At 33.4% G+C, this 25,159-nt stretch carries 26 protein-coding genes; 13 read left to right on the top strand and 13 right to left on the bottom strand.

Going from position 1 to position 25,159, the window contains the following annotated elements; translation table 11 throughout:
- Window positions 1–2 precede the first annotated feature (2 nt).
- The 7 genes from rodA to ACFFVB_RS10385 all read left to right on the top strand — a co-directional run bounded on the left by rodA (window position 3) and on the right by ACFFVB_RS10385 (window position 7,839).
- Window positions 3–1,280, top strand: a complete 1,278-nt coding sequence (rodA, locus tag ACFFVB_RS10415; RefSeq protein ID WP_382382675.1) for a rod shape-determining protein RodA — start codon at window positions 3–5, stop codon at window positions 1,278–1,280.
- 137 nt (window positions 1,281–1,417) lie between these two features.
- A complete protein-coding gene (locus ACFFVB_RS10410) occupies window positions 1,418–2,839 on the top strand; it encodes a M20/M25/M40 family metallo-hydrolase (RefSeq protein ID WP_382382674.1) in 1,422 nt (473 codons plus the stop codon).
- Window positions 2,840–2,858: 19 nt separating this feature from the next.
- The gene (locus ACFFVB_RS10405) at window positions 2,859–3,851 is read left to right on the top strand and encodes a 2-hydroxyacid dehydrogenase (RefSeq protein WP_382382673.1); all 993 of its coding nucleotides are present in this window, start codon (window positions 2,859–2,861) and stop codon (window positions 3,849–3,851) included.
- A 41-nt stretch (window positions 3,852–3,892) separates the two neighbouring features.
- Window positions 3,893–4,264 carry a VOC family protein gene (locus ACFFVB_RS10400; RefSeq protein ID WP_382382672.1) on the top strand — a complete coding sequence of 124 codons (372 nt, stop codon included), beginning with the start codon at window positions 3,893–3,895 and terminating at the stop codon, window positions 4,262–4,264.
- A 111-nt stretch (window positions 4,265–4,375) separates the two neighbouring features.
- Window positions 4,376–4,999 (top strand): hypothetical protein, encoded by a 624-nt coding sequence (locus ACFFVB_RS10395; protein WP_382382671.1) that lies wholly within the window; start codon window positions 4,376–4,378, stop codon window positions 4,997–4,999.
- Between the two features lie 119 nt (window positions 5,000–5,118).
- Window positions 5,119–6,534 (top strand): SDR family oxidoreductase, encoded by a 1,416-nt coding sequence (locus ACFFVB_RS10390; RefSeq protein WP_382382670.1) that lies wholly within the window; start codon window positions 5,119–5,121, stop codon window positions 6,532–6,534.
- Between the two features lie 27 nt (window positions 6,535–6,561).
- Window positions 6,562–7,839: a cryptochrome/photolyase family protein gene (locus ACFFVB_RS10385; RefSeq protein ID WP_382382669.1), complete on the top strand. Its 1,278-nt coding sequence runs from the start codon at window positions 6,562–6,564 to the stop codon at window positions 7,837–7,839.
- A gap of 120 nt (window positions 7,840–7,959) precedes the next feature.
- On the opposite strand, the gene ACFFVB_RS10380 is transcribed toward ACFFVB_RS10385, so the two are convergent.
- The 5 genes from ACFFVB_RS10380 to ACFFVB_RS10360 all read right to left on the bottom strand — a co-directional run bounded on the left by ACFFVB_RS10380 (window position 7,960) and on the right by ACFFVB_RS10360 (window position 12,303).
- Window positions 7,960–8,418 carry a sterol desaturase family protein gene (locus tag ACFFVB_RS10380; RefSeq protein WP_382382788.1) on the bottom strand — a complete coding sequence of 153 codons (459 nt, stop codon included), beginning with the start codon at window positions 8,416–8,418 and terminating at the stop codon, window positions 7,960–7,962.
- Window positions 8,419–8,420: 2 nt separating this feature from the next.
- On the bottom strand, window positions 8,421–8,816 hold the full coding sequence (locus ACFFVB_RS10375; protein ID WP_382382668.1) for a hypothetical protein: 396 nt from the start codon (window positions 8,814–8,816) through the stop codon (window positions 8,421–8,423).
- 55 nt (window positions 8,817–8,871) lie between these two features.
- Window positions 8,872–9,708 carry a phytoene/squalene synthase family protein gene (locus ACFFVB_RS10370; RefSeq protein WP_382382667.1) on the bottom strand — a complete coding sequence of 279 codons (837 nt, stop codon included), beginning with the start codon at window positions 9,706–9,708 and terminating at the stop codon, window positions 8,872–8,874.
- Window positions 9,705–11,174 carry a bifunctional phytoene desaturase/3,4-desaturase gene (gene crtID / locus ACFFVB_RS10365; protein WP_382382665.1) on the bottom strand — a complete coding sequence of 490 codons (1,470 nt, stop codon included), beginning with the start codon at window positions 11,172–11,174 and terminating at the stop codon, window positions 9,705–9,707. Before crtID ends, ACFFVB_RS10370 begins: the two co-directional genes overlap by 4 nt.
- A 112-nt stretch (window positions 11,175–11,286) precedes the next feature.
- Entirely contained in the window at window positions 11,287–12,303 is a 1,017-nt protein-coding gene (locus ACFFVB_RS10360) for a fasciclin domain-containing protein (RefSeq protein ID WP_382382664.1), read from the bottom strand.
- Window positions 12,304–12,452: 149 nt separating this feature from the next.
- Between ACFFVB_RS10360 and ACFFVB_RS10355 the strand changes: the two genes are divergently transcribed.
- Window positions 12,453–13,358 carry a MerR family transcriptional regulator gene (locus tag ACFFVB_RS10355; RefSeq protein ID WP_382382663.1) on the top strand — a complete coding sequence of 302 codons (906 nt, stop codon included), beginning with the start codon at window positions 12,453–12,455 and terminating at the stop codon, window positions 13,356–13,358.
- 6 nt (window positions 13,359–13,364) lie between these two features.
- Here ACFFVB_RS10355 and ACFFVB_RS10350 read toward each other — a convergent pair whose 3' ends face one another.
- Window positions 13,365–14,183, bottom strand: coding sequence for a DUF2490 domain-containing protein (locus tag ACFFVB_RS10350; RefSeq protein WP_382382662.1), 819 nt, complete (start codon window positions 14,181–14,183; stop codon window positions 13,365–13,367).
- A gap of 225 nt (window positions 14,184–14,408) precedes the next feature.
- Between ACFFVB_RS10350 and ACFFVB_RS10345 the strand changes: the two genes are divergently transcribed.
- The 3 genes from ACFFVB_RS10345 to ACFFVB_RS10335 are packed head-to-tail and all read left to right on the top strand — an operon-like array spanning window position 14,409 to window position 17,122.
- The gene (locus ACFFVB_RS10345; protein WP_382382661.1) at window positions 14,409–15,308 is read left to right on the top strand and encodes a hypothetical protein; all 900 of its coding nucleotides are present in this window, start codon (window positions 14,409–14,411) and stop codon (window positions 15,306–15,308) included.
- Window positions 15,309–15,347: 39 nt separating this feature from the next.
- Window positions 15,348–16,082: a DUF2092 domain-containing protein gene (locus tag ACFFVB_RS10340; RefSeq protein ID WP_382382660.1), complete on the top strand. Its 735-nt coding sequence runs from the start codon at window positions 15,348–15,350 to the stop codon at window positions 16,080–16,082.
- Between the two features lie 29 nt (window positions 16,083–16,111).
- Window positions 16,112–17,122, top strand: coding sequence for a DUF6515 family protein (locus tag ACFFVB_RS10335; protein WP_382382659.1), 1,011 nt, complete (start codon window positions 16,112–16,114; stop codon window positions 17,120–17,122).
- Window positions 17,123–17,211: 89 nt separating this feature from the next.
- Here the strand turns inward: ACFFVB_RS10335 and mnmL are convergent, their stop codons facing one another.
- From mnmL to ACFFVB_RS10320, 3 genes are all read right to left on the bottom strand, one after another.
- On the bottom strand, window positions 17,212–18,162 hold the full coding sequence (gene mnmL / locus ACFFVB_RS10330; RefSeq protein ID WP_382382658.1) for a tRNA modification radical SAM protein MnmL/YtqA: 951 nt from the start codon (window positions 18,160–18,162) through the stop codon (window positions 17,212–17,214).
- 101 nt (window positions 18,163–18,263) lie between these two features.
- Complete coding sequence (locus ACFFVB_RS10325; protein ID WP_382382656.1) at window positions 18,264–18,758, bottom strand: MepB family protein; 495 nt, start codon at window positions 18,756–18,758, stop codon at window positions 18,264–18,266.
- Between the two features lie 191 nt (window positions 18,759–18,949).
- Window positions 18,950–19,711: a DUF547 domain-containing protein gene (locus tag ACFFVB_RS10320; protein ID WP_382382655.1), complete on the bottom strand. Its 762-nt coding sequence runs from the start codon at window positions 19,709–19,711 to the stop codon at window positions 18,950–18,952.
- A 251-nt stretch (window positions 19,712–19,962) separates the two neighbouring features.
- Between ACFFVB_RS10320 and ACFFVB_RS10315 the strand changes: the two genes are divergently transcribed.
- Window positions 19,963–20,952 (top strand): phosphotransferase, encoded by a 990-nt coding sequence (locus ACFFVB_RS10315; RefSeq protein ID WP_382382654.1) that lies wholly within the window; start codon window positions 19,963–19,965, stop codon window positions 20,950–20,952.
- 2 nt (window positions 20,953–20,954) lie between these two features.
- Window positions 20,955–21,917 (top strand): nucleoside hydrolase, encoded by a 963-nt coding sequence (locus ACFFVB_RS10310; protein ID WP_382382653.1) that lies wholly within the window; start codon window positions 20,955–20,957, stop codon window positions 21,915–21,917.
- Window positions 21,918–21,928: 11 nt separating this feature from the next.
- Here the strand turns inward: ACFFVB_RS10310 and ACFFVB_RS10305 are convergent, their stop codons facing one another.
- The 4 genes from ACFFVB_RS10305 to gldB form a co-directional block, all read right to left on the bottom strand.
- On the bottom strand, window positions 21,929–22,618 hold the full coding sequence (locus ACFFVB_RS10305) for a DUF547 domain-containing protein (protein WP_382382652.1): 690 nt from the start codon (window positions 22,616–22,618) through the stop codon (window positions 21,929–21,931).
- Window positions 22,619–22,757: 139 nt separating this feature from the next.
- Window positions 22,758–23,576: an SdiA-regulated domain-containing protein gene (locus tag ACFFVB_RS10300; RefSeq protein WP_382382651.1), complete on the bottom strand. Its 819-nt coding sequence runs from the start codon at window positions 23,574–23,576 to the stop codon at window positions 22,758–22,760.
- Window positions 23,577–23,801: 225 nt separating this feature from the next.
- A complete protein-coding gene (gldC, locus tag ACFFVB_RS10295; protein ID WP_382382650.1) occupies window positions 23,802–24,137 on the bottom strand; it encodes a gliding motility protein GldC in 336 nt (111 codons plus the stop codon).
- Entirely contained in the window at window positions 24,137–25,102 is a 966-nt protein-coding gene (gene gldB / locus ACFFVB_RS10290) for a gliding motility lipoprotein GldB (protein WP_382382649.1), read from the bottom strand. The genes gldC and gldB overlap by 1 nt, the downstream gene beginning before the upstream one ends.
- Window positions 25,103–25,159 lie beyond the last annotated feature (57 nt).

Genomic DNA, 25,159 nt, shown 5'->3' with positions numbered 1-25,159 from the left:
TTATGATTAGAGAAACTAATAGACATTTTTCTTTCGACTGGACCACCATTATTATTTTCATGATGCTTGTGGGTTTCGGCTGGGTAAATATTGTCTCGGCTTCTCATGTAGGAGATACTATAGATTATTTCGATTTTTCCCAACCATTCGGCAAACAACTTATGTTTATTGGTTTAACCATAGGGTTAATCATTATTATTTTAGCCATTGAAGCCAAGTTCTACGAACGATTTGCCAGTGTGCTTTACGTAATATCTATGTTATCCCTAGTTGGTCTCTTCATTTTCGGAAAAAATGTAAATGGAGCACAATCATGGTATGGAATTGGAGGTATGACCTTTCAACCAAGTGAATTCGCTAAAGCAGCCACAGCACTTGCTGTTGCCAAATACGTGAGTGACTTACAAACAGATATTAAACGCTTTCCAGATCAGATAAAAACGGCTATAATTATATTTATACCTGCGTTTTTAATTCTTTTACAGAACGACGCGGGAAGTACTATTGTATATGGTGCCTTTTTCTTTGTATTATATAGAGAAGGCCTTCCTCAAATTTACTTAACCCTTGCAGTTAGTGTTGTATTTATATCCATATTATCATTAAAATTCGGACCGGTAATTACGTCTGTATTAGCTGCCATTATCATATTCATACAATTTTTTTTAAGCAAGAAAAAGCCAATTATATTACAACCTATTCTCATTTCATTAGCAGCAGTTATGATGTCTGTAGGGGTACATTTCTTTTACGATAACGTCCTGCAACCTCATCAAAAAGACAGAATAAGTTTATGGCTTAGATTAGAAAATGACACAGATAAGTTAGCCGAAATGCGCCGTGACATTCTTTACAATTTATACGAATCTGAAAAAGCTATTAGTTCTGGTGGTTTTACAGGACGCGGTTTTATGGAAGGTACACGAACCACAGGAAAGTTTGTCCCTGAGCAACATACCGATTATATTTTTAGTACCGTAGGAGAAGAATGGGGCTTTGTTGGTAGTTGCATGGTGGTCATTTTATTTGTCTTATTAATGTTGCGCGTGCTTCACCTCGCAGAATTACAAAAATCACAATTTAGTAGAGTCTACGGGTACTCGGTAGCTTCTATTATGTTCCTCCATTTTATGATTAATATTGGGATGGTTATGGGGCTTATCCCTACTATTGGTATCCCACTTCCATTCTTTAGTTACGGCGGATCGGGACTTTGGGGATTTACTATTCTATTATTTATCTTTATAAAATTAGACTCGAATAGGATTAACGAATGGTAACTAATACCAGGTATTAAGTTTCTATAAGCGAATCGTCATCCTGTCTAAAAAAGACAAAAATATAATTGCGGATTACAGACAAAAGACTAATTTTATACATAACTTCGTTTGTAATTTTGTTTTTCAAATACGCTATTATGACCAGCAACTTTAAATTTCTAATCTTATTTATCTGTTTTTCATTCCAAATTCATAGTCAGAATTCGACTACAGAATTTACTATAAAATCAGAACATGGCAATTTAAATATTGAACAGGCTCTAAGTGAATATCTTCAATTTGAATCGGTAAGTGGTCATGAAAAAGAAGCTGGAGATTGGATAAAAGGACTCTGTAAACTAAACGGATTACACATTAAAGACATGGGTAATACCGATGGAAATTATAATTTCTCCGCATCCATTTATCCTTTAAGTAGTGGTTTACCCAATATTATTTTACTAAATCATATAGATGTTGTTCCTGCCGGAGATGTTACGAAGTGGGAATATCCTCCATTTTCAGGCGCAATTACAGATACTGAAATTTGGGGACGTGGCGCTTTTGACAATAAAGGAAATGGCATCATGCATTTATTTAGCTTAATAGAACTTTACCAGAAATATGGCGATAAACAAATGCCTTATAATGTTACTTTCTTAGCGGTATCTGGAGAAGAAACACAAAATCCTGGAGGCGCAACCTTTGTAGTCGATAATTTCTTGAAAGCACTAAACCCAGTAGTCGTTATTGGCGAAGGACCACCTGCGTTTAACGACGTTTTAAAATCCAATCCAGAACAAGTTTTATTTGGAATTTCTATTACTCACAAACGACCATTGTGGTTAAAATTATCGTTAAAGATAAAAACGTCAGCCCATGGTTCTATTACGCCAATAAATTATGCCAACAAAGGCATGATAGAAGCCTTAGACAATCTTATAGAGAAGAAACAAGAGGTCGTTTACAACGACATAAACATTAATATTTTAAAGCAATTGGGACAGTTAGAAAAGGGTGCTCCGGCACTGGCTCTAAAACACCCGAGACTTTTTAAAGCCTTACTTGTACCGCAACTTAGAAAAAAACCTGAGTTGTTTTCTTTATTTTCAAATTCTATTACTTTAACTGGTTTAGATAGTAATAATGAAGTGATTAATGTTATCCCAAACGAGGTCACAGCCTTGTTAGACTGCAGGTTATTACCTAGCCAGACCAACGAAGAATTCCTTGCCAAAATAAAAAAACAATTAAAGAATAAGAATATTATGGTTGAAGTGATTCAGCAGATGCCTATCACTCAGGCTTCCGACGATACAACTATGTTTTTCAGCAAAATTAAGGAAGCCATAAAAAAGAATTATCCTCACGCTCATTCTTTAAGTGTTTCTGTTCCCAATTATAACGATGTGAGCTTCTTTAGAGCTAAAGGTATTAACTCATACTGCTTTACTCCTATTCAATTAGAACGTCATTATTTGGAGCGTATTCACAACACTAACGAACGTATTCCTAGAGGTACCATAATCAAGGGACAACAAACATTTTTCGATTTTATTGAAGGGTGTTTGATTCAATAAATATTTTAAATCTCATCTCATGAAAGTAGCCTTTTTTAGTACCAAATCTTACGATATTTCTTCTTTCGAAAAACACAGTAACAGCGCACATGACTTTACATTTTACGAAAGTACTTTAAATACAAAAACGGTAAAATTAACTCAGGGTTGCGATGCTGTTTGTGCCTTTGTAAACGACCATTTACACGAACGCACCATTAAGATGTTAGCAGAGTACGGTGTGAAGTTAATCGCCATGCGATGTGCAGGCTTTAATAATGTAGACATAAAAGCAGCAAAAGCCGCTAATATTAAAGTGTTACGTGTCCCTGCTTACTCACCTATGGCAGTTGCAGAACATGCTTCGGCCTTAATTTTAACCTTAAACAGAAAAACACACAAGGCTTATAACCGCGTGCGTGAAGGAAATTTTTCATTAGAACGCCTCACAGGATTCGATTTATATGGTAAAACAGTTGGTGTTGTTGGTACAGGTAAAATTGGTCAGTATTTTATTAGAATAATGAAAGGATATGGTTGTAACGTTATTGCTTACGATCTGTATCCAAACGACGCCGTAAAAGATTTAGGAGTTACTTATGTTACTATGAATGAGCTACTAGAAAAATCGGATATTATTTCGCTACACTGCCCATTAACAGAAGACACACATCATTTAATTGGTAAAGAGGCTTTTTCTAAAATGAAAAAAGGAGCCATGTTAATTAATACTAGCCGAGGTGCTTTAATTGATACTAAAGAAGCTGTGGAAGCTTTAAAAAATCAAACTTTAGAATATTTTGGAATTGACGTTTACGAGCAAGAAGAAAAACTATTTTTCCGTGATCTATCTGAAAACATTATTATGGATGATGTTATCTCTCGATTAATCTCTTTCCCGAATGTATTAATTACATCTCATCAAGGATTCTTAACACACGAGGCTTTAGATAAAATCGCAGAAGTGACCATGAAAAATTTAACAGACTTTGAAAACGGGGTCGAATCTGCAAATGAAGTCGTTATCAATTAATTACAAGCATACATTTTTTACTAATTTTAAAACAAAATATCATGTCATTAGGAGCCTTTTCCATAAGTTTAAATGTAGAAGACATACACATTTCAAAACAATTTTATGAAACCTTAGGGTTTACCGTTTTTGGCGGAGATATCGAGAAAAAATACCTCGTTATGAAAAACGACCAAACCTTAATTGGTTTGTTCCAAGGTATGTTCGATAAAAACATTTTAACCTTTAATCCGGGTTGGGATCAAGATGCTAAAACTGTCGATAAATTTATTGATGTTAGAGACATTCAAAAAGAACTTAAATCTAAAGGAATCACATTATCTTCTGAAGTCGATGAAACGACTAAAGGTCCTGGAAATATAATTATTATGGATCCCGATGGTAATCCTATACTTATCGACCAGCATCTTTAGATTTCTATTTTGCGCTGCATTAAAACCGTGTTAAATATTACGAATCAAGTATTTAAGTCAATTCAGTTTACTAAATTGTAGCATGTAAATTTTCAACTGAACAGAGCACATATGAAGCAAAATTATATTTCTACAGGCCATCTTAAAAATCACAGTTTATTACCCTTATGTTTAATTTGCATATGCTTTTCTTCAGCTTTAATAGCTCAAAACACGGAAGAAAAATCAGACAAAAAACAAGGCTACGATATTACTACAGGAGTTTCAACTGTTAACCCTTTGAATTATTTAACGTATTCTCAGGAAACGAAGGCACAAGAATATTATGCTTTAGGCCATTATAAAGTTTTCAGCAATGCGTTCACATTAGAACCCTTTGCCGATTTACAATTAACTGCTGAAGGTGGCGTAGTAGAACAACAATCGTTTTTTAGTCCTTTACCACCAAACATTCACATGTATTACCGTGGAGAAATTTCTTATGCCATTTCAGATTATGTACAGCCTTATATTTATACACAACATTTAAGCGCACCATTGAATCAGAATCCAGGAATTGATAATGACAACTTACGTCTAAATCCGTTTTTTATGCAATCGGAATTTGGTACTGGTATAAAATCTGAAGTTAATGGATATCTTTTAGAAACTGGAGTGAGAACCATGACAGATCCTACGCTAGATAATAATACGTCTCAAACCCAACTATTCTCTAAGCTAACCAAAAGATTCTAACCTTTTGAATGGAGTAAATTTCCAAAGGATTACAGTTAAAAAAACGTTTGTTTTCTCTTATCTTTATAGAACTCTAATTTTGACTAGTTAAGTCAATTACTTTTATTTCACTCCGCTCTATGAAAATACTTTTAACAGGTGCTACCGGTTATATTGGAAAACGTTTATTACCCGTTTTAATCTCTCAGGGACATCATGTAATCTGTGGAGTTCGCGATCCTGAACGATTTAATCCGCCAGAATCACTTGCCCATTCTATAAGCGTCATTACCATTGATCTTTTAGATGAAAAGAGCTTAAAAAACATTCCGACAGATATAGAAGCCGCATACTATTTGGTGCATTCTATGTCTGCATCTAGCGATTATCAAGACTTAGAAAAGCAATCTGCTATATACTTTAGAGAAGCTATTAATAAAACGAATGCCCAACAAGTTATTTATTTAAGCGGAATTGTTAATGGCGATAAATTGTCTGAACATCTTAATTCGAGACAAACTGTAGAGCACGAACTAAATAAAGGAACATATTTTCTAACTACGTTAAGAGCCGGAATAATTATTGGTTCGGGAAGCGCATCCTTCGAAATTATTAGAGATTTAGTAGAAAAACTTCCTGTAATGATTACACCACGATGGTTGAATACAAAATGCCAACCGATTGGTATTACAGACGTCATTTCATTTCTATGCAAAGCTTTAAACAACAAAGAAACTTTTGGAGAAAATTTTGACATTGGCGGACCAGATGTCTTGACATATAAAGAGATGCTTTTACAATTTGCGAAAGCACGCGGACTAAAACGCCGCATATATATTGTTCCTGTTATGACGCCTCGCCTATCGTCTTATTGGTTATATTTTGTAACATCAACATCTTATAAGCTTGCCATTGCACTTGTTAATAGTATGAAGGTTGAAGTAATTTGCAGAGATAATCGCATTAACGATATTCTAGAGATCACACCTGTATCTTATAAAGAAGCATTAAGTAAAGCGTTTAAAAAGATTGAAACCAACGAAATTATTTCCAGTTGGAAAGATGCTTTAAGTAGTGGGACCATGAATATTAACATGTCCGATTTTATACAAGTTCCCACACATGGATGTTTTATAGACAAACGTGAGAAAACGTTTAATAATAGGGCCGAATGTATAGAACGTATTTGGCGCATTGGTGGAGAAACAGGTTGGTATTATGGCAATGGATTATGGAAATTAAGAGGCTTTGTCGATAAACTTTATGGTGGTGTAGGCTTACGTCGCGGGCGTACGCATATAGACGCTTTATTTCCTGGAGATGCACTAGACTTTTGGCGTGTACTATATGCCAATAAAGAAGAGGGCCGATTATTATTAATTGCCGAAATGAAACTTCCTGGAGATGCTTGGTTAGAATTTAAAATTAAAGACAATACCTTAATCCAAACGGCAACCTTTAGGCCTGTTGGATTATCTGGACGATTATATTGGTATAGCGTATTGCCTTTTCACGGATTTATTTTTAAAAATATGCTTAAAAATATTACAGCATAAATACAACTTTTACAACGGATTTACTTTATGAAACATACCATATTTTGGTTTCGACGCGACTTAAGATTAACAGATAACACAGGACTTTTTGAAGCTTTAAAAAGTAATACAAATGTCCTTCCTATTTTTATTTTTGATGAGAACATTTTAAATGAGTTAGATGCTGAAGATGCACGTGTTCAATTCATTCATAATACGCTGGAAGAAATTAATAAAGAGTTAGACACATTCAAGTCGTCTGTTTTATGCTTAAAAGGTACACCCTTAGACATTTGGAAACAGTTGATTAAAGATTACACTATCGATTCGGTATATACAAATACAGATTACGAATCTTACGCCACCACACGAGATACGGAAGTTGAAGCCTTTTTAGCTAAAAATAACATTGAATTTCATCAATTTAAAGATCAAGTAATTTTTGAACCACACGAAGTTTTAAAACAAGATGGAAACCCGTATACGGTTTATACGCCTTTTAAAAACAAATGGTTGGAACATTATAAAGGTGTTTCTATTCTTGAAGAACCATTATTTGAAAATTTACATCAAAATAAATTTGAATTTCCTAGTTTAGAATCCATCGGATTTAAATCGTCTTCTAAAAAAGTAAAACCATTTAATTTAGCACAAATAGGCGAATATGCAAAGTTTAGAGATTTCCCGAATAAAGATATTGGTAGTTATTTAGGTCCACATTTACGTTTTGGAACCATAAGTATCCGTGAAATAATTTCTAAATTAAAACCTGAAGACAGTACATTTTTAAGCGAGTTGATTTGGCGTGAGTTTTTCACTCAAATTTTGTTTCATTTCCCTAAAGTAATACATCATAATTTTAGAGAAAAATACGATGACATCGCGTGGCGAAATAATGAAGAAGAATTTAAGTTGTGGTGCGAAGGAAAAACGGGCTACCCAATGGTAGATGCAGGTATGCGCCAATTAAACAAAACGGGATACATGCATAATCGCGTTCGTATGGTTACTGCCGCATTTTTATGCAAACATTTATTAATTCATTGGACGTGGGGAGAAGCGTATTTCGCAAAGCATTTATTAGATTACGAATTAGCCTCTAATAACGGAAACTGGCAATGGTCTGCAGGAACAGGTTGTGATGCCGCTCCATATTTTAGAATTTTCAATCCGATCACACAGTTGGAAAAATTTGATAAAAATTTAGAGTATGTAAAAACTTGGATTCCTGAATTTGGAACGGATGATTATCCCAACCCCATAGTAGAACATAAAGAAGCTAGAGTACGTGCCTTGGAAACCTATAAAGTTGGAATCCGAAATTAATTTCTTTTAGTTTCGATACACTAGAAACCATCAATATTTAAAACATAAGAAGCGATAGATAGATACTTTTCTGCTAAGAATAATAATTGAATACCATTAGTAAATAAGAGAAGGCTTCATTTATTTCTTATACTGTTCGTGGTATTTTTTAGGGACATTCAACATTCCAAAACATTCTCCTTCTTCTTTACCTAGGTGCTTATGGTGTACTTTATGTGCTTTTCTTAATCCGATTAAATATTTGTTTTTGGTTTTACTAAACCATTTAAAACGTTGATGAATTAATACATCATGTACCAAAAAATAAGCCATTCCGTAGAACATAATTCCTAAACCAATAAAAAACAAAACATTCAATTCTGGGTTAATCCCAAAATACAGTAATGCAATACTAGGAATTGCAAAAATGACAAAGAATATATCATTCTTCTCGAAGACATGCGGGTATTTTGGATGATGATGGTCTGCATGTAAATACCATAAAAAGCCATGCATAATATATTTATGCGTTAACCACGTAATACCTTCCATGACTAAAAATGTGGCCAATGTAACACCGATATATATTACAATCTGCATCATTATTTATTTGTATGTTTTTTAATATTAAACAACATAATCTTTTTATAATCTGCTGTTAAGTTAGCCGTTTCTATATTCTTATTTACAAACGCGCGATCTTCATCAATATTATCATAATTTAAAAAACTAGGCGCGTTAAGCTGACAAAGCAATCGTATATAACGTCCTTCTATGTTATTTGGATTAGCCCTAATAAAGTCTTCTAAAACCTCTCTGCCTTCTTTAAAATGATTTAATTTTCTAAATGGCCAATTGGTAAACTCAGCTTGCCTCATAATGGCCGAAGCCAAATACGGTAATTTAAATTCGCAGTTTACATTATCCATGTCTTCTATAAACGCCATGAGTTCATCTTCCGTGAGGATTGCATGAAAATCTGCCCTAACTTCGGGCATGTCGCTACAGTTGCTTTGAGGATTCACAGTTAAAAAGAGTATTACAAATAGAGTTTTAAATAACATTGAGTTTATATCTTATATATGCTTTGGTTAAAATAACCAATTTTAGCGGATTTGAAATACGAATTCGCTCATATAATAAAATTTTTGAATCTAATCGTTTTAATTTATGAAGTAATTTTAAATAATATTTATAGGCTAAGTACACACCTAGTCGGCTTTCCATAGGCAATTGTACGATACCTTTGTAAGCTTCATCGAAATCTGACTCGATATCTTTGATAATATCTTCTTTAGCCAAATTAGTCAATCCGTTTTTATTTACATTCGGAAAGTATGAACGCCCAAGAACCTCTGTATCGTCTTTTATATCTCTTAAAAAATTCACTTTTTGAAACGCAGAACCTAAATATTTAGCAGAATCTTTTAAGGCATTAAATTGAGCTTCATCGTTATTAACAAACACGCGTAAACACATTAACCCAACAACATCTGCAGAACCATAAATATAATTCTTGTAGGCCTCATCGGTATCATATTCGGTAACCTTTAGGTCGCATTCCATGCGCTTTAAGAAATCTTCGACATACGTTTCCAAATTATAATTTCTAACCACCTCTTGAAACGCATTAATAATCGGATTTAAACTTATTTTACGTTTTAAAGATTTATGATAGTCGGCAACAAACTCATGAAATAATTCTTCTTGCTCATACCCTTCAAAAGAATCTACAATTTCGTCTGCATAGCGTACAAAACCATAAATCGCATAAATATGTGGTCTGATTGAAGGCGCAAATAATTGAATACCCCAAGAAAACGAAGTACTGTATTCTTTAGTAACTATTTTACTACATTTTAAACTAGAGGTATCGAAAAGTGCTTTCATGATTTAGAATATTTTGAAATTAATTCGCTTACAATTTTACCCGAGATTAAGGAAGGCGGAACACCCGGCCCAGGCACAGTTAATTGTCCGCAGAAATATAAGTTATCTACTTTTTTACTCTTTAATTTTGGACGTAAAATATGGGTTTGCATCAATGTATTTGCTAATCCATATGCATTACCCTTGTACGAATTATAATCGTCCTTAAAATCGTTTACACAATACGATTCCTTAAATAATATATGTGATCTCACTTCACTACCAATGGTATCTTCCAGGCGCGTCATAAGCTTATCGAAGTACTTTGCTCTAATTTCTGGCGTATCCTCTAAATCTGGAGCAATAGGCATTAAAAATATTCCAGCTTCTTTACCTTCTGGAGCTGCTACAGCATCTGTTTTACTCGGAAAACTTGCATAAAACAACGGTTTTTCTGGCCATGTTTTTGTATCGTAAATAGTTTCGGCATGCGCTTCGAAATCTGTATCGAAAAATAACGTATGATGTGTTACTTTTTCAATAGGCTTATCGAAGGCTACAAAAAATAATAATGCTGAAGGGGCGAACGTTTTCTTATCCCAATATAATTCCGAATACTGTTTAAAAGCATCGGGAAGTAATGTTTCGGTATGGTGGTAATCGGCACCACTTAGCAAGACATCACAAGCATATTCTTGTTGTGCTGTAGAGACACTTTTAACCTGTTTGCCTTCTAAATTAATAGACGTTACAGATCTGTTGGTTTCGAATTTCACACCTAAACTCAGTGCCAATTTCTCTATACCTTTAACAACCTCGTACATACCACCCATAGGATGCCAAGTACCAAGCTCGAAATCAGCATAATTCATAAAATTGTAAAACGATGGCGTGTTACTTGGTTTAGCACCTAAAAATAACACAGGAAATTCTAATATTTTTTGAAGTGACTTATTTTTAACATAACCTGCCACCTGATTTTTTATCGTCTTTAAAAAAGCTCCAGATTTTGTAATGGTTTCCCAATTTACAATCTCGAATACACTTTCTCCTGGATTATATACCAAGTCTTTAATGGCAATATTATAGTTGTCTTCAGATTTTTTTATAAATTTTTGAAGGGCTTTACCGCTATTAGGTTCTATATTTTCGAACGTAGATTTAATTTTTTCCAAATTATCTTCAATCGCAATAGATTCGTCTTTATTAAAATAGACTTTGTAAGCGGGATTTAATTTCTGTAAGGCATAAAAATCGGTTGTAGATGTTTTAAAATCATTAAAAAAAGATTCAAAAACGTCGGGCATCCAATAAAACGTCGGACCAATATCGAATACAAAACCATCCTTTTTAAACTGTCTTGCACGACCACCTATGGTATCGTTTTTTTCGAGTATGGTAACATCGAAACCAGCTTGTGCTAAATAACAGCTTGCTGATAAGGACGAAAATCCAGAACCCATTATTATTGTTTTTTTCTTCTTCATTTTAATTTTAACCTTAAAATAATCTGACAACGGCAAAAGTACCGCCGCCAGATTAACTACTAACCAACCTATGGATTTTTAATATAATGTAATTTAATAAATTAATTTTTAATTAGTTAGGTAAAAGCACACGATCTATAACGTGAGCTACACCATTAGATGCTAAAACATCTGCTGCAACAATATTTGAATTCCCTCCAGTCGCATCCTGAATAACAAACGTATCTCCTGATGCCACCACTTTTAAATTATTTCCAGCGAAAGCAGTTTCTACAGAAGTTTCAGACAAGTCTGCTGCATAGATTTCTGTTGGGACTACGTGATATAATAAGATATTTTTCAATAATTCAATTTCGTCTGCGGTATCAAAATCGTCTAAACTATTATAGTCATCTCCCAAAACATCTAGTAAGGCTACAAAAGCATCGTTTGTTGGTGCAAATACAGTAAAAGGACCTTCACTATTTAAAGTTTCTACTAGATTTGTTTTAATAACTGCTGCTTCCAAAATAGATAAACTATCATTACCTACAACAATTTCTACTAAAGTTTGCGCATTAAGCATATCTACAATAGCTTGAGGAAGTAAAATCTTGTCTATAATATGAATAACTCCGTTTGAAGCTTCAATATCTGCAGTAGTTACTGTAGCTGCATTCTCTGTAGCGTCTTCTAAACGGACTCCATTAGACAAATCTACCATCACTGTTTCTCCCTGAACAGTTGTTACTTCTTGATTATCTGAAAGCTGATCTGATGTTACTGCTGCTCCTGCAACAACATGGTATTGTAATATTGTTGTTAACATCGCTTTTCCTTCTTCTGTATCAAAATCAGATAAACTATTAAAGCCATCTAATTGCGTTAGCAAATCGACAAAAGCTTGATTTGTTGGTGCAAATACGGTAAAAGGTCCATTTCCACTTAATGTAGATACTAAATTACTATCTGTTCCTGAATCGGCTAAAATTAATGCAGAAACTAAATTACTAAGTTCTGGAGTGTCTTGTGCCATTTCTACAATGTTACGGTCCTCCATCATTACGTCGTTATTATCGTCGTCGTTATCACAAGCAACAATAATGAATAAGCTAAAAAAAGCTATTAGGTATTTTAAATTTGTTTTCATGTCTATGTTTTTTGTTGTTTAAGTTATACAAATCTATATATTATATTTTGTTTGTCCAACTAAATTTAAAATTAATTAGACAAATGTATTTTAACAAAACTACTATTAAGTGTATTATTTGTTTAACTTTGCTTAAATAATACTTAGACATGAGTAATTACACTATGGCGCAAATAGTGTCTTTAACGGGCATTAAATCGCATACTTTAAGGAAATGGGAAAGTCGATACAACTTTTTAGAACCGCAACGGACGGATACAAATATTAGATACTATAGTGATGAACAATTAAAAAAATTATTGAATATCAGTATTTTAACTCGGAATGGTTTCAGAATATCGAAGATTGATAAGATGTCTGAAAATGAAATTCACGAAGAAGTATCTAAAATAGTATTGATAGGTTCTTCAGAAGATGAAGTAAGTGCTTTAATATTAAGCATGATTACTTTAAACGAAGATGAGTTTGATGCGACCATAAATGCTGAAATCCTTAGAACCGGCTTAATCTCTACAGTTACAGGACTTATTTATCCATTTTTAGCCCAAGTAGGTGTACTTTGGGGAGCAAATAAAGTGATGCCCGCACAAGAGCATTTTATTTCTAATTTAATTAGACAAAAAATATTTTCGGCCATAGAATTATTACCAAAACCATTACCTAACGCCCCAAGAGTACTGTTGTTTTTACCTGAAAATGAAAATCATGAATTGGGATTATTACTAGCGTCGTATATCGCCCAAAACATTGGTTGGCGCGCCTATTATTTAGGACAAAATGTACCTAATGAAAACATTAAAATGGTTGTAGATATTACACATCCCAATGTTTTGGTAACCATGTTTACTACGCATACCAAGAAATCTGTAGAATCTAGACTTAAGGGCTTAACTGAAGAATTAGAAGTGCCAGTTATTGTATCCGGCTATATTGAAAACCCTGAAGATTTAAAATTAATATCGGAAGACATCCATTATTTATTTAAGCCTGATGAATTTATTCCGCTTTTAAAAGCAATTGAAGCTAAGCATTTAGTAGATAATACTTTAAATTAGATGTTTCTATTTGAATGTTTTAATAATTCTGAACCGGAAAACAATGTCATTAGTTCGCGTTAATTTATCTACTTCACTAATACCCTCATTCGTGTAGTGATAAGCTAAACTACCTTCTATTTTAAAATCGGGATTAAATTGATATCCTAATCCGGGAGTTACACGAATTATGTCATTAAATTGGGAGGTACTCACCATATTAAAGAATCCTTCTAAAGCAACCGGTATATAAAAACCTTCACCTTCTCCAAATAGTATCCCTTCTAAATTAAAAACGGCTTGTACTTGATACCTAAAACGCATACCAAAAAACTGATTCTCAGGCTTATTAGAGAACACAAAGCGCTCTTCAAACCTAAATAACTGTTTAAAAACAACCCTAGGACTTACATTTACTGCAAATTGATACCCTTGAAAAGGTCTGATTTCGAAAGAACCATAATCTTCACTTTCTTCTGTAGTTAAAAAAAACAAGGCCGTCCCAAACAGCAACTTCTCGTTGTGTTTAAACTTTTTAAATATTAGTTTGTCAAAGTTTTTCTCGAACGATCCTTTCAGAATTATACGGTGCCAACTTTTTGGCATAATGGTTCTATAGCCAATGTTTCCAACAAATTTTTGACCATCTCCCATACTCCATGACGGATCAAAATCGAACCATAACTGTTGTGTAAATTCACTACCTTCTGAAGGGGTTTCATCGTGTTCTTGCGCATTGACCTGTTGCATTGAAAGCACTAGTACAACACCTAAAACACACCTTAAAAATAAAGGAGTAAATACTAATTTAAAGGTAGCTACTATGTCTGCTAATCTATTAAGCATTTAATTTCATTTACAAGAGCGTTAAAAACATTGCGTGTTTATATTATCTAAAAATATAAAAAGAAGTCACAAAACTACTTAAGATTTAATTAATTTTAAACATTAAATCTACTTGCGAATGGACAAATAATGGACATTGACCTGTCCGAAATGTTAAATATTACTTAAAAAGCTAAATTTTTGAATTATATTTAGCCGAAATAAATTATATGAATATTTAAACTTATGAATTTAAAAAATGCCCTTTTTACCTTTATATGTTTCATTTTTGTTTCCGAGCTTTCTGCTCAAGAAACAACGACAACTACTGTTTCGGCAAATAGCACAGATATTAGTATGAATTTAGATTTAGAAGCGGTGTCTTCCGCTTTTGGAGAATCTAAAGATCTAGAAGATTTCGAAAAAAAATTAAATGATCCTGAAGCTAGAATTTCAAATTTAGATCTAAATGAAGATGGAAACGTCGATTATTTACGTGTGGTTGAAGTTTCAGAAAATCAAACGCATGTCGTAACTATTCAGTCCGTTTTAGCGAAAGATGAGTTTCAGGATGTAGCCACTATAGATATTGAAAAATCAGAAAAAAACACCTCTGTACTAGTCACAGGAGATGAATATATTTACGGTTCTAATTACTACATTTCTCCATTTTACAACACGATCCCTCCTATTTATGGATGGTTCTGGGGACCATATTACAATCCATGGATGTCGCCTTGGTATTGGGGATTTTACCCACCATATTTTAGACCTTGGAGACCTTTTCCTCCTCACATCTATCACAACAACGTTCACGTACACATAAATAATCATAACCGTTACAATCGCGATCATGTAAAACGGAACCATAGAGCAAAACATTTACAAAAATCTGTACGCCATAACGATCTTCAAAAGAAATCTCCGAATAATTCTTTTAAAAATCGCAACTCGGGAATGTCAAACAAACATGACTTAAACCCTAACAATAACACACGTTACAACCGTTCTAATAGCAGACAAATAGACCGATCTTCATCTACACGACCTATAAGTAGACCTTCTAACACGAGGTCTTTTAACAGACCTTCTTACTCTAGACCAATGTCTAGACCTGCTGGTGGATTTGGTGGCTTTAGACGATAAAACTTAAACCAAACTATATAATCAATAAAAATGAAAACAATGAAAAAATACCTTACATTATTTGTTCTTAGTGTTTTGCCATTATCTATGATGGCGCAAAACGTAGAAAAGCAAATTGATCTTGATGCGATAATACTTTTCGATCAAATGGGAGAAGCGATCGGAGAGCTAAGTTCAGTATCATTTCACCTAAGCACAGCCAACGAATTTTTAGACGCCGACAAAAAAACCGAAACAAAATACAATGAGTGTGATGTTAAAATGGTGGGTCCCGATAAAATGCTAGTGAAGCAACACAGTAAAGATAAACACAGCGCTTATTATTATAATGGTGAAGTTATAACATATTATTCTTTTAAAGAAAACAACTATGTTACTGTAGATGCTCCGAATAACATTATTGATATGATCGATTTTATGCATGATAATTTCTCAATGGATTTTCCTGCTGCAGATTTTTTCTACCCAACATTTACAGATGATATTATAGAAAACTTTAATTCTATTGCTTACGTAGGCTTAGATTTATTAGGTGGTGAAGAGTGTAATTTAATCAAAATTGAAAATGACAATGTAAGTGTAAAAATCTGGATCTCTGCAGAAGCACATACATTGCCTAAGCAATTTGAAATTACATATAAGAAGAAAGACGATTTAAAATTTAAAGGAACTTTTAGCGATTGGCAACTTAACCCTGAATTACATTCAGATATTTTCCAGTTTACGCCTCCTGCAAGTGCAAGATTAATAAGCATTTTAATTGCTGAATCTTAAAGCCAACTAAAAATTTAAAAATATAACTCATGAAAATTCAAAATATACATACGCATATAAAAATAGGTTTAGTGGTGCTTTTATTGGCATTCTTAAACCCTATAGATTTACAAGCACAACGTTTTAACCGCGGCGGTGGTGCTTCTAGAGGAGGCGGTGCTGCAACTCATCGTGCTACCCCTTCAAGATCAGTAAGCAAACCTAGTACATCTGCTTCACGTTCTCGTTCTAGCATCAATGGTGGATTTAATAAATCGTCGTCACGTAGTCTTCCTAAAAAAACGACAGCTTCGAAATCTAAATTACCTTCTAAAGCTTCAAATTCAGGAATTAAATCGAAGACAACCAACAGAAACACGAATACTATTGGAAACAAAAAAACCTCTAATATTAAAAACAAATCTGGAAATAAAGTTAATATCGATAACAGCAAAAGGAACGTTAATATTAACGTAGACAACAGTAAAAATGTACGTATTAACAATTCTAGAAACACTAGAGTACGACATAGTAATGTACGTTACAACCGTCCGCCTTACCGTTATGGAGGTCGTGGATATTACTGTCACAGACCATATTACTACCACCCATACCGTCCGTTTTACTGGGGACCAATGTGGCACCCATGGGGATTCTTTATAACAACAATAGCAACTACAGCTATAATTGTTAGTATTGAAAACGAACAATACCATTATGATAACGGTGTATATTACCAAGCTGGGAATGGCGGATATACTGTAGTACAAGCTCCTGTTGGAGCAACAGTACAGACTTTACCTCAAGAAGCGCAAACTGTAGAAGTTAATGAAACGACAAACAACTATTACTACGGTGGTGCATATTACGAAAAAGGTGATGAAGGTTATACTGTAGTACCTGCAACTGCAGGAACTATTGTACCAAGCTTACCAGAAGGCGGTGAAGAAACTAAAATTGGAGACCAAACATACGTTCAATTTGGAGACACATACTACCAACCTGTTCAAATAGATGGTAAAGACATGTACGAAATTGTAGAAGTTAAAGACGAAGAATAACTCGTTAGTTTTTAAAATACCAAAAGCGCTTAAATTTAGTTTTAAGCGCTTTTTTATATATACTTATTTAAAGTTTAAAGGGGATAGCATTAGAAAACAGTCACCTCTTTTTCTTCATAAAATCGCCCTTGCCAAGTATTAAGAGCTGTCAGTTTCTGATCTATTTTATCTACAATCTCGAAGTTCTTGAGTCCATCCCATTTAGGTGCAATAAGCAACGCTTGTGGCGATTGACTAATAAAACGTTCAATAATAAGATTTGGCCTTAACAAACCAATAAACTCAGCAATAAATTCAATATACTCCTCTTGCGTAAACAAATCAAAAAATTCTGGATTGTGTTTATATTGATGTGCCATAACTGTGCTTTTTACAATTTGTAAATGATGCAGTTTTAAGGTATCAATAGGTAATTCCGAAACTGTTTTAGCATGCTGTAATAAGTCTAATCTAGACTCTCCCGGTAAGCCCATAATAAGATGAGCCCCCAGATGCAAGCCTTTATCTTTGCATCTTTCGTAAACAGAAATCGTATCTTCGAACGTGTGGCAACGGTTAACAATTTTGAGCGTTCTGTTTAACGTGCTTTCAATTCCGAATTCCAGAGCGACATAATATGTTTTAGCCAAATGAGATAGATAATTTATAACCACATCGGAAATGCAGTCAGGACGTGTGCCAATAACTAAACCTATAACTCCAGGTACACGAAGTGCTTCATCGTACATGGCTTTTAAAGAATTAAAATCGGAATATGTATTGGTATACGCTTGAAAATATGCTAAATATTTCTGCGTTTTATTGCGTTTAGAAAATCTAGACATACCTTCTTCTAACTGCGAAGTGATACTAAGATTTGGTTCGCAATACTCTGGATTGAATGTATTGTTATTACAATAGGTACAACCGCCATAGCCCTTGGACCCGTCCCTATTCGGGCAAGAAAAACCAATATCTAATGAAATTTTTTGAACGCGTTCGCCAAAAGTTGATTTTATAAATGAGGAATAATCTAAATACCGTTTGCCTGTAATTTGCATAAAAAGAAAAGTAAACACAAAACTACCCCGAATCTATAACTTAGAATATGACATAAGTCCTACTTAAAAAAGTTAAAATGAATATAGCATTATGCAATCCATCACTCAGAAGCGTACCTTTTTTTTACCAAATTAGTATCAATAGGATCTTCGAAGGATATAAAATAATCTAATTGCCAAGCTTGAGTCCGTTTGGCTTGAGGATTTACAGCGATATCCCAAGGCGGATACACGCGAAACCCACGTTTCCCTTCCTTAGCTTCAGTCGACACCAAACCTTTAGCCATTCCTACCATTTTCGGAATTACAAACTGCCCGAACAACTCGCCTTTAGACACGTTAATTACATAAAAATCGAAAGCATCATTTTCAGAAAATGGCTGTGTAATACCCTCGAAATTTCTATTCCAAAACGTTACAAATTGTCCCACTTTTTTGGGTGTAATTTTGGCTGTTCTACATAAAATGTGGGCTTCATTTAAATTAAACCGACATGCTTCATATAGCAAACCTTCTTTTTCAATTTCAAAATTAGAGAGCGCTAATTTAGCAGGTATGTATAGTTTTTTGTTTATCTCTTTTATGGTAGGTATCATCTATAATATGTAATAAAACGCGAATGTAATTAAAAACCAAAGTGAATTCTTAAATACCCGAACTAGACTGCTTTAAATGTGAACTTTTTTACAGATATTCCGAAACGAAAATTTTAGTGCATCACGTTTCACGTTAAGAAATTTTAGACCCGAAATTTGAAAAGTCGGTCAACCTAGAATTGAGAACTACATTAGTTGTTTAAATTCCAATTATATGCCTTATATGTCATCTGGGCATCAGCATTTATTTTAACCGTACTGTAAGTATTTAGAAAACTAACGATGCCTTCCTCTTCAAAATCTTCGGCAAACCATTCAAAAATCTTAGAAATTTCAATCGCACCTTTTGTTATTGTATTTTTTGTATCATCATTAACAAAGCGATACGATGCCACCTCTAATTGTGCGTCTAAACGATCTGCAGTATACGCTTCATTTAATAAAATCGGACAAGAGTAAGATGCACAATTAATAGCGAAATGAATTCGTGGTTCATCTCCTTTCCGAAGTATATTATGCTCAATATAGCCTAAACTATAAGTTTTATTTTCAATAATTATAAATGTTTTATCCCAAGGATCTTGAATGTCCGTTATACTTTTAACACTAGAATTATCTAAAATTAATTGAACCGTAAATGCATTATAAGCATTAATCCAATAGGCTAAAGTTTCTTTTTTAGACCAAAATTCTGAAGGCGCATTTGCTTTTAAAACATCTAAATAATCATGAAGTGCTTTCTCTTCGGTTTTAAAACCTTCATAATCCACCTTACCTTCTTTGGTAACATATTTAGACAATAACGCCGTCCATTGTGCATGATCTACGGCTAATACAGCTTCAAAATCACCATTCGTACAGCTTGTAAAATCGTTGTAAACGATACCTATTTCATTATCTTTAGAAAAAGTGATGACGGGTATAAAAAGTAAAAATATAAAGAAATGTTTCATAAAAGAGCTTTATTTAAAAGACGAAAATTATGGCCTTTACTAACGAATATACTTTGATAGGACTACTAAAACACTAATCCTAAATGATTTCAACATTAAAAGATTCATCAAATTATTAAAATTGGAAGACAACCCTTTAGATTTTTATAGTGTTAGGAACAAATAAATGTAACGTCTACCTTGTAGATTATAAATTTCTAAATATAAAACCCGCTTCTATTTGGAATTGAATATTAAAACAAAAGTTAACTATGTTTATATTACATGCTAGTGAGCCGGATAAATTGGCACATTACTTAAAAAAGAATGATTGGATCTCTAAGGATGCAACCTTAATATCTTTGACTAAAGCTGGCGAAGGAAACATGAATTGTGTTTTGCGAGTGACGACAAACACAGGATCTTTTATTATAAAACAATCTCGTGGGTACGTCGAAAAATATCCTCAAATTAAAGCGCCTGAAAATCGCGTGCTTACCGAAGCAGACTTCTATACAAAAATCAGTAAAGTTCAGGCTATTCGAAATAAGATGCCCAAGATTTTAGGATTAGACACCCTAAACAACATTATGCTTTTGGAAGATCTAGGACAAGCTAATGATTTTAATATGCTATACAATCTGGACAAAAACATTTCCAAAGAAGACATATCCGTTCTGGTTAGTTATTTAAATATATTGCACCAATGTTTTTCTAAATCTGAAGCTAATGATGAATTGGCTAATTTGGAAATGCGTAAATTAAACTACGAACATATTTTTCATTATCCATTTTTAGAAGATAATGGATTTGATTTAGATACCATTCAGGAAGGACTCCAAGCTTTAGCAACACCTTATAAAAATGATGCTATTCTTAAACAAAAAGTAGAACAGCTAGGGACGTTTTACATGACAAAAGGAACCTATCTCCTACATGGCGATTATTATCCTGGAAGCTGGTTGCAAACAGCAGATGGTATTAAAATTATCGATCCTGAATTTTGTTACTATGGCTTAAGAGAATTCGATTTAGGCGTTTTTATCGCACATTTATACTTATCGAATCAGGAACAAAGCGTAATAGATAAAATTGCAGAAGAATATAGCGATTATCATGAACTAAACAGCTCCATCTTAAATGGTTTTATAGGCGTTGAAATTATGCGTCGCTTAATAGGATTGGCTCAATTACCATTAAAATCGGATTTAAAAGACAAACAGAAACATTTAGAATTCGCTTATCAATTAATAACAAACTAGAGATGAAAGTTTACGCAATTATATTTATTTTATTAATCAGTACTAGTATTACAGCGCAAACCAAAGTTTGGTTTGACACGGATATTATGATAGGTATGCCTGACAAACGCCCTCGTGAGGTAGATGATGGGATTACACTAATTATGGCGCTTAAACAGCCACAAATCGAGATTGTAGGTATTAGTAATATTACCTATGTAGACTACGGTTATGGTGTATTGAATAAAATTTTAAATTGGCATAATCCAGGCGAAGACATCCCTGTGTATAAAGGTTCTAATTTGGCTAATGATTTGGGCACAGAAAACGATGCCACCAGAGCGTTATATAAAGCCTTAAAAAAGGAAAAACTGACCATATTAGCACTAGGGCCTATGACAAATATTGCGACTTTAGTGAAAAACCATCCCGATATTATTCCACAAATAGAACGCGTAGTGATTTGTGCTGCACGAACTCCAGATTTATTGTTTAATCCAGGACACGGAAAACTTAATCTTTTTGACTATAATTACGAGTTTGACACCCAATCTATGACGACGCTTCTAAACACTGAAATTCCTTTAGAATTTGCAGGATACGAACCAAGTTCTTATACTTTTATTGGCAATGTAGATTTAGCAAGTTTAGATTTAACCAATGAAGCCGATAAATGGTTATTTGATATTGTGCAGCCTTGGATGGAAGTAAATGAAGAGCTGTTTGGTATTCGTGGTTTTATCCCATTCGATTGTTCTACATTAGGTATGGTAACGCATCCTGAATATTTCACGTATTATGAAGATATCCCAATACAAGAAACGTACAAAAAGAATGATGCCTTAGTAATTCAGCCAGATACACCTTCCAAAAAATTCTTAGAAGTATCTTATGATTTTAAATCTAAACGGAAAGTAAAATATGCACGACGTGCTTTATTAGGTTTTGAAGAAAAAATTCTAGAGACCTTGAGTGCCACAAAATAGTTAGTTATTTATTAAATATAATTCTCTAGCTGAGGCTCCCAACTGTAATATTTATATTTAAGAGCATAGGAACTATTTTCTATGTTCAAAACAGTTTTCAACATATTACGCACACCTTTTAATCCGCCAAAGTCACCTTGATACCAAAATAAAAGTTTAGAGGTTTGTATGGTTTTTGTCACGCTATTAATTGTTGTTTCCGAAGACAGAAAAGAATACATCGCATCATCAAGTTGCTGGTCTAGTTTATCTAAGGTGTAAAAAGCTATGGGCGGACAACTTTTCGCCCCACAGTTTAAAGCAAAATGAATACGATAATCAACCGCATGTACAGCTAATTTTCTAATTAATGATGAAGCAAAAAGATTAGGCAAATACCCTAAACTCTTTTTCCATCGGTATTTTCTTAAAACACCATGCTCTATCTCATCTAAACTAAAATATGTTTGTGCAATAATTATAGCTTTAGACTTAAAGATCTGCTTGCCTTGCGTATGATCGCGACTTGCTAAAATTTGAAAATAGGCATTATAAATATTTATCCAAAAGGTATTCTTTTCTCGATCTATAGATAATTGAGAATACAATTCTGTTAAAGAAAAAGCACTTAATTCTTGCTCAATTTCACTGCTATCCTTTTTCAGTTTAACCGTTAACAACAACGTTTCAGAAAGCGTTAGCAAACTTTTAAAATTTTTCATTGATTTCGATTCATCCATATATTCGAGATTGGTGCATTGTTTTTAGGTAATTGAACACGAAATGTTCGTCATACCAAAATCTAAAATACACGAATACCTATTTCTAGATTAGTCGGAAGAAAAATTGAACTTAACTCTTTTAGTCTATATAATCGAATTTTAAAATATTACCTCTTTTTTTCTTGCCCTCATTAGAAATATACAAGTCGCCATTATCAGTAAAAAAGATACCTTCTGGTTGAATAAAATGAGGATAGTCTAAGGTGTATTTACTTAAGATTTCACCTTCCTGATTCATTTCAACCATGAGTTTACCAACCGAAGAAATAATATATAATGTGTTCGTTTGGGGGTGAATTGCTAAACCACTCGGCGCAAAATCATGTTTCTTAGTATTAAATTTAAAATTATCTTTAGAGATAGTGTAAGCAGGAGATTCATTTAAAGTGTTCGTTTTTAAATCGAACTCGTAAATCACATTTTTATCAACGCCATCAATTTCAATTTCTTCTTTACAAGCCACTAATAAACGGTAGTTTCCTTTATCAAAATAAAGACCTTCAGTATCGTACTTTTCAGACAAAAAAGTTTTATATTTTTCTACTTTGGGGTTCTTTTTAAAATCATTAATTTCATAAATAGTACCGTTAGATTTAAGCACATAGACTGTATTTCCATTAATGGCTAAATCTTCATAATCCCCATCTTTTCCAAACTTATAGTGATCTTCTACTTCTTTAGTCTCTAGATTATATTCATACAACTTCCCTTCTTCATCATTAACACTCAATATATTTGGAAAATTCAACACCGAAATTCCCGAAATTTCGACTAGTTTTTTCGGCATTTCCCATTCGCTCGAGGGCTTATCTAAGCGATAACTTGTAGGCATTTCAAGTTGCGGTTTTGAATGATCACAGGTTATAAAAAAGAAGAGTGAAATAATATATTTAAACATAATATCGCGTTTTGCTAATCAAATTTGAAATGTAAATTTAGTGTTTACTTGCTGAACAGAAAACTTGAGAATTATAAAATTAATAATCACACTTAAAACACGGGTGTAAAAATCTTTCATGCGTTTAAGCTTTAGAGAGCCTAGCGGATTCCATATTGATTTTAGAAACGAAAAAAGCGAAGATTTAATTAAATCTTCGCTTTTTTATATCTCGAACTTACTCGATTATTTTTTATCTATTTCTAATTTTTCGGCGAAATATTCACAAAAATCTTTCATTGTTGCAGTCATTTTTTCATCTTGAGTTGCCCGGTTAAACGTATCACTCATTGCTACTAAAGTTTGATGGAAAAACACTTTCATTTCGTCTACAGGCATATCTTTTGTCCAAAGATCTATACGCAACGATTCTTGAGCCTTACTATCCCAAACCGAAAGCATCATCGCTTTAGCCTCTTCATTTTTAATACCACCATCTTCTGCTGTCCAATTTAATTTTTCTGGAACACGGTTTTCATCTAATTCTACTGTTAATTGGATCGTTGATTTATTAACTGCCATTATTTTCTAGGTTTAAATTTTGAATGATTAAAGATATCTTCGGAACTCATATTTAGCATGTCCTTAAAAGATACCTCAGTATTATTACTCATATATGCTCTTACAATTTGCCATCCTAAATACACTCCTATTTTACCTGGCGATTCGTTATCGATGTCGGCCAAATAAAATTTAGAGAATGGTGCGGGATTTATAAAACGTCCTGGTAACTTAGAATCTGTACTAAACAGCAATTCACGCTCTACAAAATACTGCCATATATAGGATTCGTTAGCTTCTGCCCATTGTAAATTCTCTGCTGAATATTCTATTTTTTCGGCATCCGTTTTAAACGGAATCATAAGATCTTTAAAATATAGACGTTTTCCTGCTGAAATCATTTCATCTAAAAGTGTCTTATTTTTAATTGGCAATATATAGTGATTTGCATACGCATCGGCTAAATCGACTACAATCTGCTCTTTACGAAACCCTCTTTTAATATATTCCTGAACCCCCAAATAAAATTCATGCTCCGGCCCTAAATAGGTATCTAGAGCAATTAAATCTATAGAATCTGTAACAATTACTTTATTGCGATAATCTACATACGACGTGGTACTAATAACACGTGGAGCCTTAAATTCTGGATAATAAAATTTTAAATGTTGAAATAGTGATGAAATTTCGGCTTCCAAATCTTCTACAGAGGGATAGGTTTTAATCACAGCTTCAGATAATTCTTGCTGTAATGTATCTTGAATTTTATCCATCCAAAAAGCATCTGGATACGATTTTGAAAACATAAATGGATAATTGGTCTTTAATCCGTTCAAATCGGCGGGAGTTGCCTTAGCAAATTCCACATCGAAACGCTCTATTGTCACCGGCATTTCAATATTCGAAATTTCATCGATTACTTTACTATCATTTTTACAAGAAACTACTGTGATTATTACTAAAAGGAAAAAACTTAGATATTTCATATAAAACTAGATGCCGTTAATTTTTATAACTTAAACGTTTCGTTTATTTTTGTTAGG

The sequence above is a fragment of the Formosa undariae genome, assembly GCF_042427615.1.
GTDB classification, from domain to species: Bacteria; Bacteroidota; Bacteroidia; order Flavobacteriales; family Flavobacteriaceae; genus Formosa; species Formosa undariae.
The sequence above is the reverse complement of the archived record's forward strand: the minus strand, read 5'-3'. Positions and strand labels throughout refer to the sequence as shown.

Bases quoted from the DNA above. Each gene is read 5' to 3' on its own strand.
- mnmL (WP_382382658.1), bottom strand. From the start codon at position 18,162: ATGCAAATTACAGGCAAACGGTATTTAGATTATTCCTCATTTATAAAA.
- ACFFVB_RS10385 (WP_382382669.1), top strand. From the start codon at position 6,562: ATGAAACATACCATATTTTGGTTTCGACGCGACTTAAGATTAACAGAT.
- ACFFVB_RS10305 (WP_382382652.1), bottom strand. From the start codon at position 22,618: ATGAAAAATTTTAAAAGTTTGCTAACGCTTTCTGAAACGTTGTTGTTA.
- gldB (WP_382382649.1), bottom strand. From the start codon at position 25,102: ATGAAATATCTAAGTTTTTTCCTTTTAGTAATAATCACAGTAGTTTCT.
- ACFFVB_RS10300 (WP_382382651.1), bottom strand. From the start codon at position 23,576: ATGTTTAAATATATTATTTCACTCTTCTTTTTTATAACCTGTGATCAT.
- ACFFVB_RS10340 (WP_382382660.1), top strand. From the start codon at position 15,348: ATGAAAAAATACCTTACATTATTTGTTCTTAGTGTTTTGCCATTATCT.
- ACFFVB_RS10380 (WP_382382788.1), bottom strand. From the start codon at position 8,418: ATGCAGATTGTAATATATATCGGTGTTACATTGGCCACATTTTTAGTC.
- ACFFVB_RS10405 (WP_382382673.1), top strand. From the start codon at position 2,859: ATGAAAGTAGCCTTTTTTAGTACCAAATCTTACGATATTTCTTCTTTC.
- ACFFVB_RS10390 (WP_382382670.1), top strand. From the start codon at position 5,119: ATGAAAATACTTTTAACAGGTGCTACCGGTTATATTGGAAAACGTTTA.
- ACFFVB_RS10335 (WP_382382659.1), top strand. From the start codon at position 16,112: ATGAAAATTCAAAATATACATACGCATATAAAAATAGGTTTAGTGGTG.
- crtID (WP_382382665.1), bottom strand. From the start codon at position 11,174: ATGAAGAAGAAAAAAACAATAATAATGGGTTCTGGATTTTCGTCCTTA.
- ACFFVB_RS10315 (WP_382382654.1), top strand. From the start codon at position 19,963: ATGTTTATATTACATGCTAGTGAGCCGGATAAATTGGCACATTACTTA.
- ACFFVB_RS10320 (WP_382382655.1), bottom strand. From the start codon at position 19,711: ATGAAACATTTCTTTATATTTTTACTTTTTATACCCGTCATCACTTTT.
- ACFFVB_RS10350 (WP_382382662.1), bottom strand. From the start codon at position 14,183: ATGCTTAATAGATTAGCAGACATAGTAGCTACCTTTAAATTAGTATTT.
- gldC (WP_382382650.1), bottom strand. From the start codon at position 24,137: ATGGCAGTTAATAAATCAACGATCCAATTAACAGTAGAATTAGATGAA.
- ACFFVB_RS10375 (WP_382382668.1), bottom strand. From the start codon at position 8,816: ATGCCCGAAGTTAGGGCAGATTTTCATGCAATCCTCACGGAAGATGAA.
- ACFFVB_RS10400 (WP_382382672.1), top strand. From the start codon at position 3,893: ATGTCATTAGGAGCCTTTTCCATAAGTTTAAATGTAGAAGACATACAC.
- ACFFVB_RS10395 (WP_382382671.1), top strand. From the start codon at position 4,376: ATGAAGCAAAATTATATTTCTACAGGCCATCTTAAAAATCACAGTTTA.
- ACFFVB_RS10345 (WP_382382661.1), top strand. From the start codon at position 14,409: ATGAATTTAAAAAATGCCCTTTTTACCTTTATATGTTTCATTTTTGTT.
- ACFFVB_RS10310 (WP_382382653.1), top strand. From the start codon at position 20,955: ATGAAAGTTTACGCAATTATATTTATTTTATTAATCAGTACTAGTATT.
- rodA (WP_382382675.1), top strand. From the start codon at position 3: ATGATTAGAGAAACTAATAGACATTTTTCTTTCGACTGGACCACCATT.
- ACFFVB_RS10360 (WP_382382664.1), bottom strand. From the start codon at position 12,303: ATGAAAACAAATTTAAAATACCTAATAGCTTTTTTTAGCTTATTCATT.
- ACFFVB_RS10325 (WP_382382656.1), bottom strand. From the start codon at position 18,758: ATGATACCTACCATAAAAGAGATAAACAAAAAACTATACATACCTGCT.
- ACFFVB_RS10410 (WP_382382674.1), top strand. From the start codon at position 1,418: ATGACCAGCAACTTTAAATTTCTAATCTTATTTATCTGTTTTTCATTC.
- ACFFVB_RS10355 (WP_382382663.1), top strand. From the start codon at position 12,453: ATGAGTAATTACACTATGGCGCAAATAGTGTCTTTAACGGGCATTAAA.
- ACFFVB_RS10370 (WP_382382667.1), bottom strand. From the start codon at position 9,708: ATGAAAGCACTTTTCGATACCTCTAGTTTAAAATGTAGTAAAATAGTT.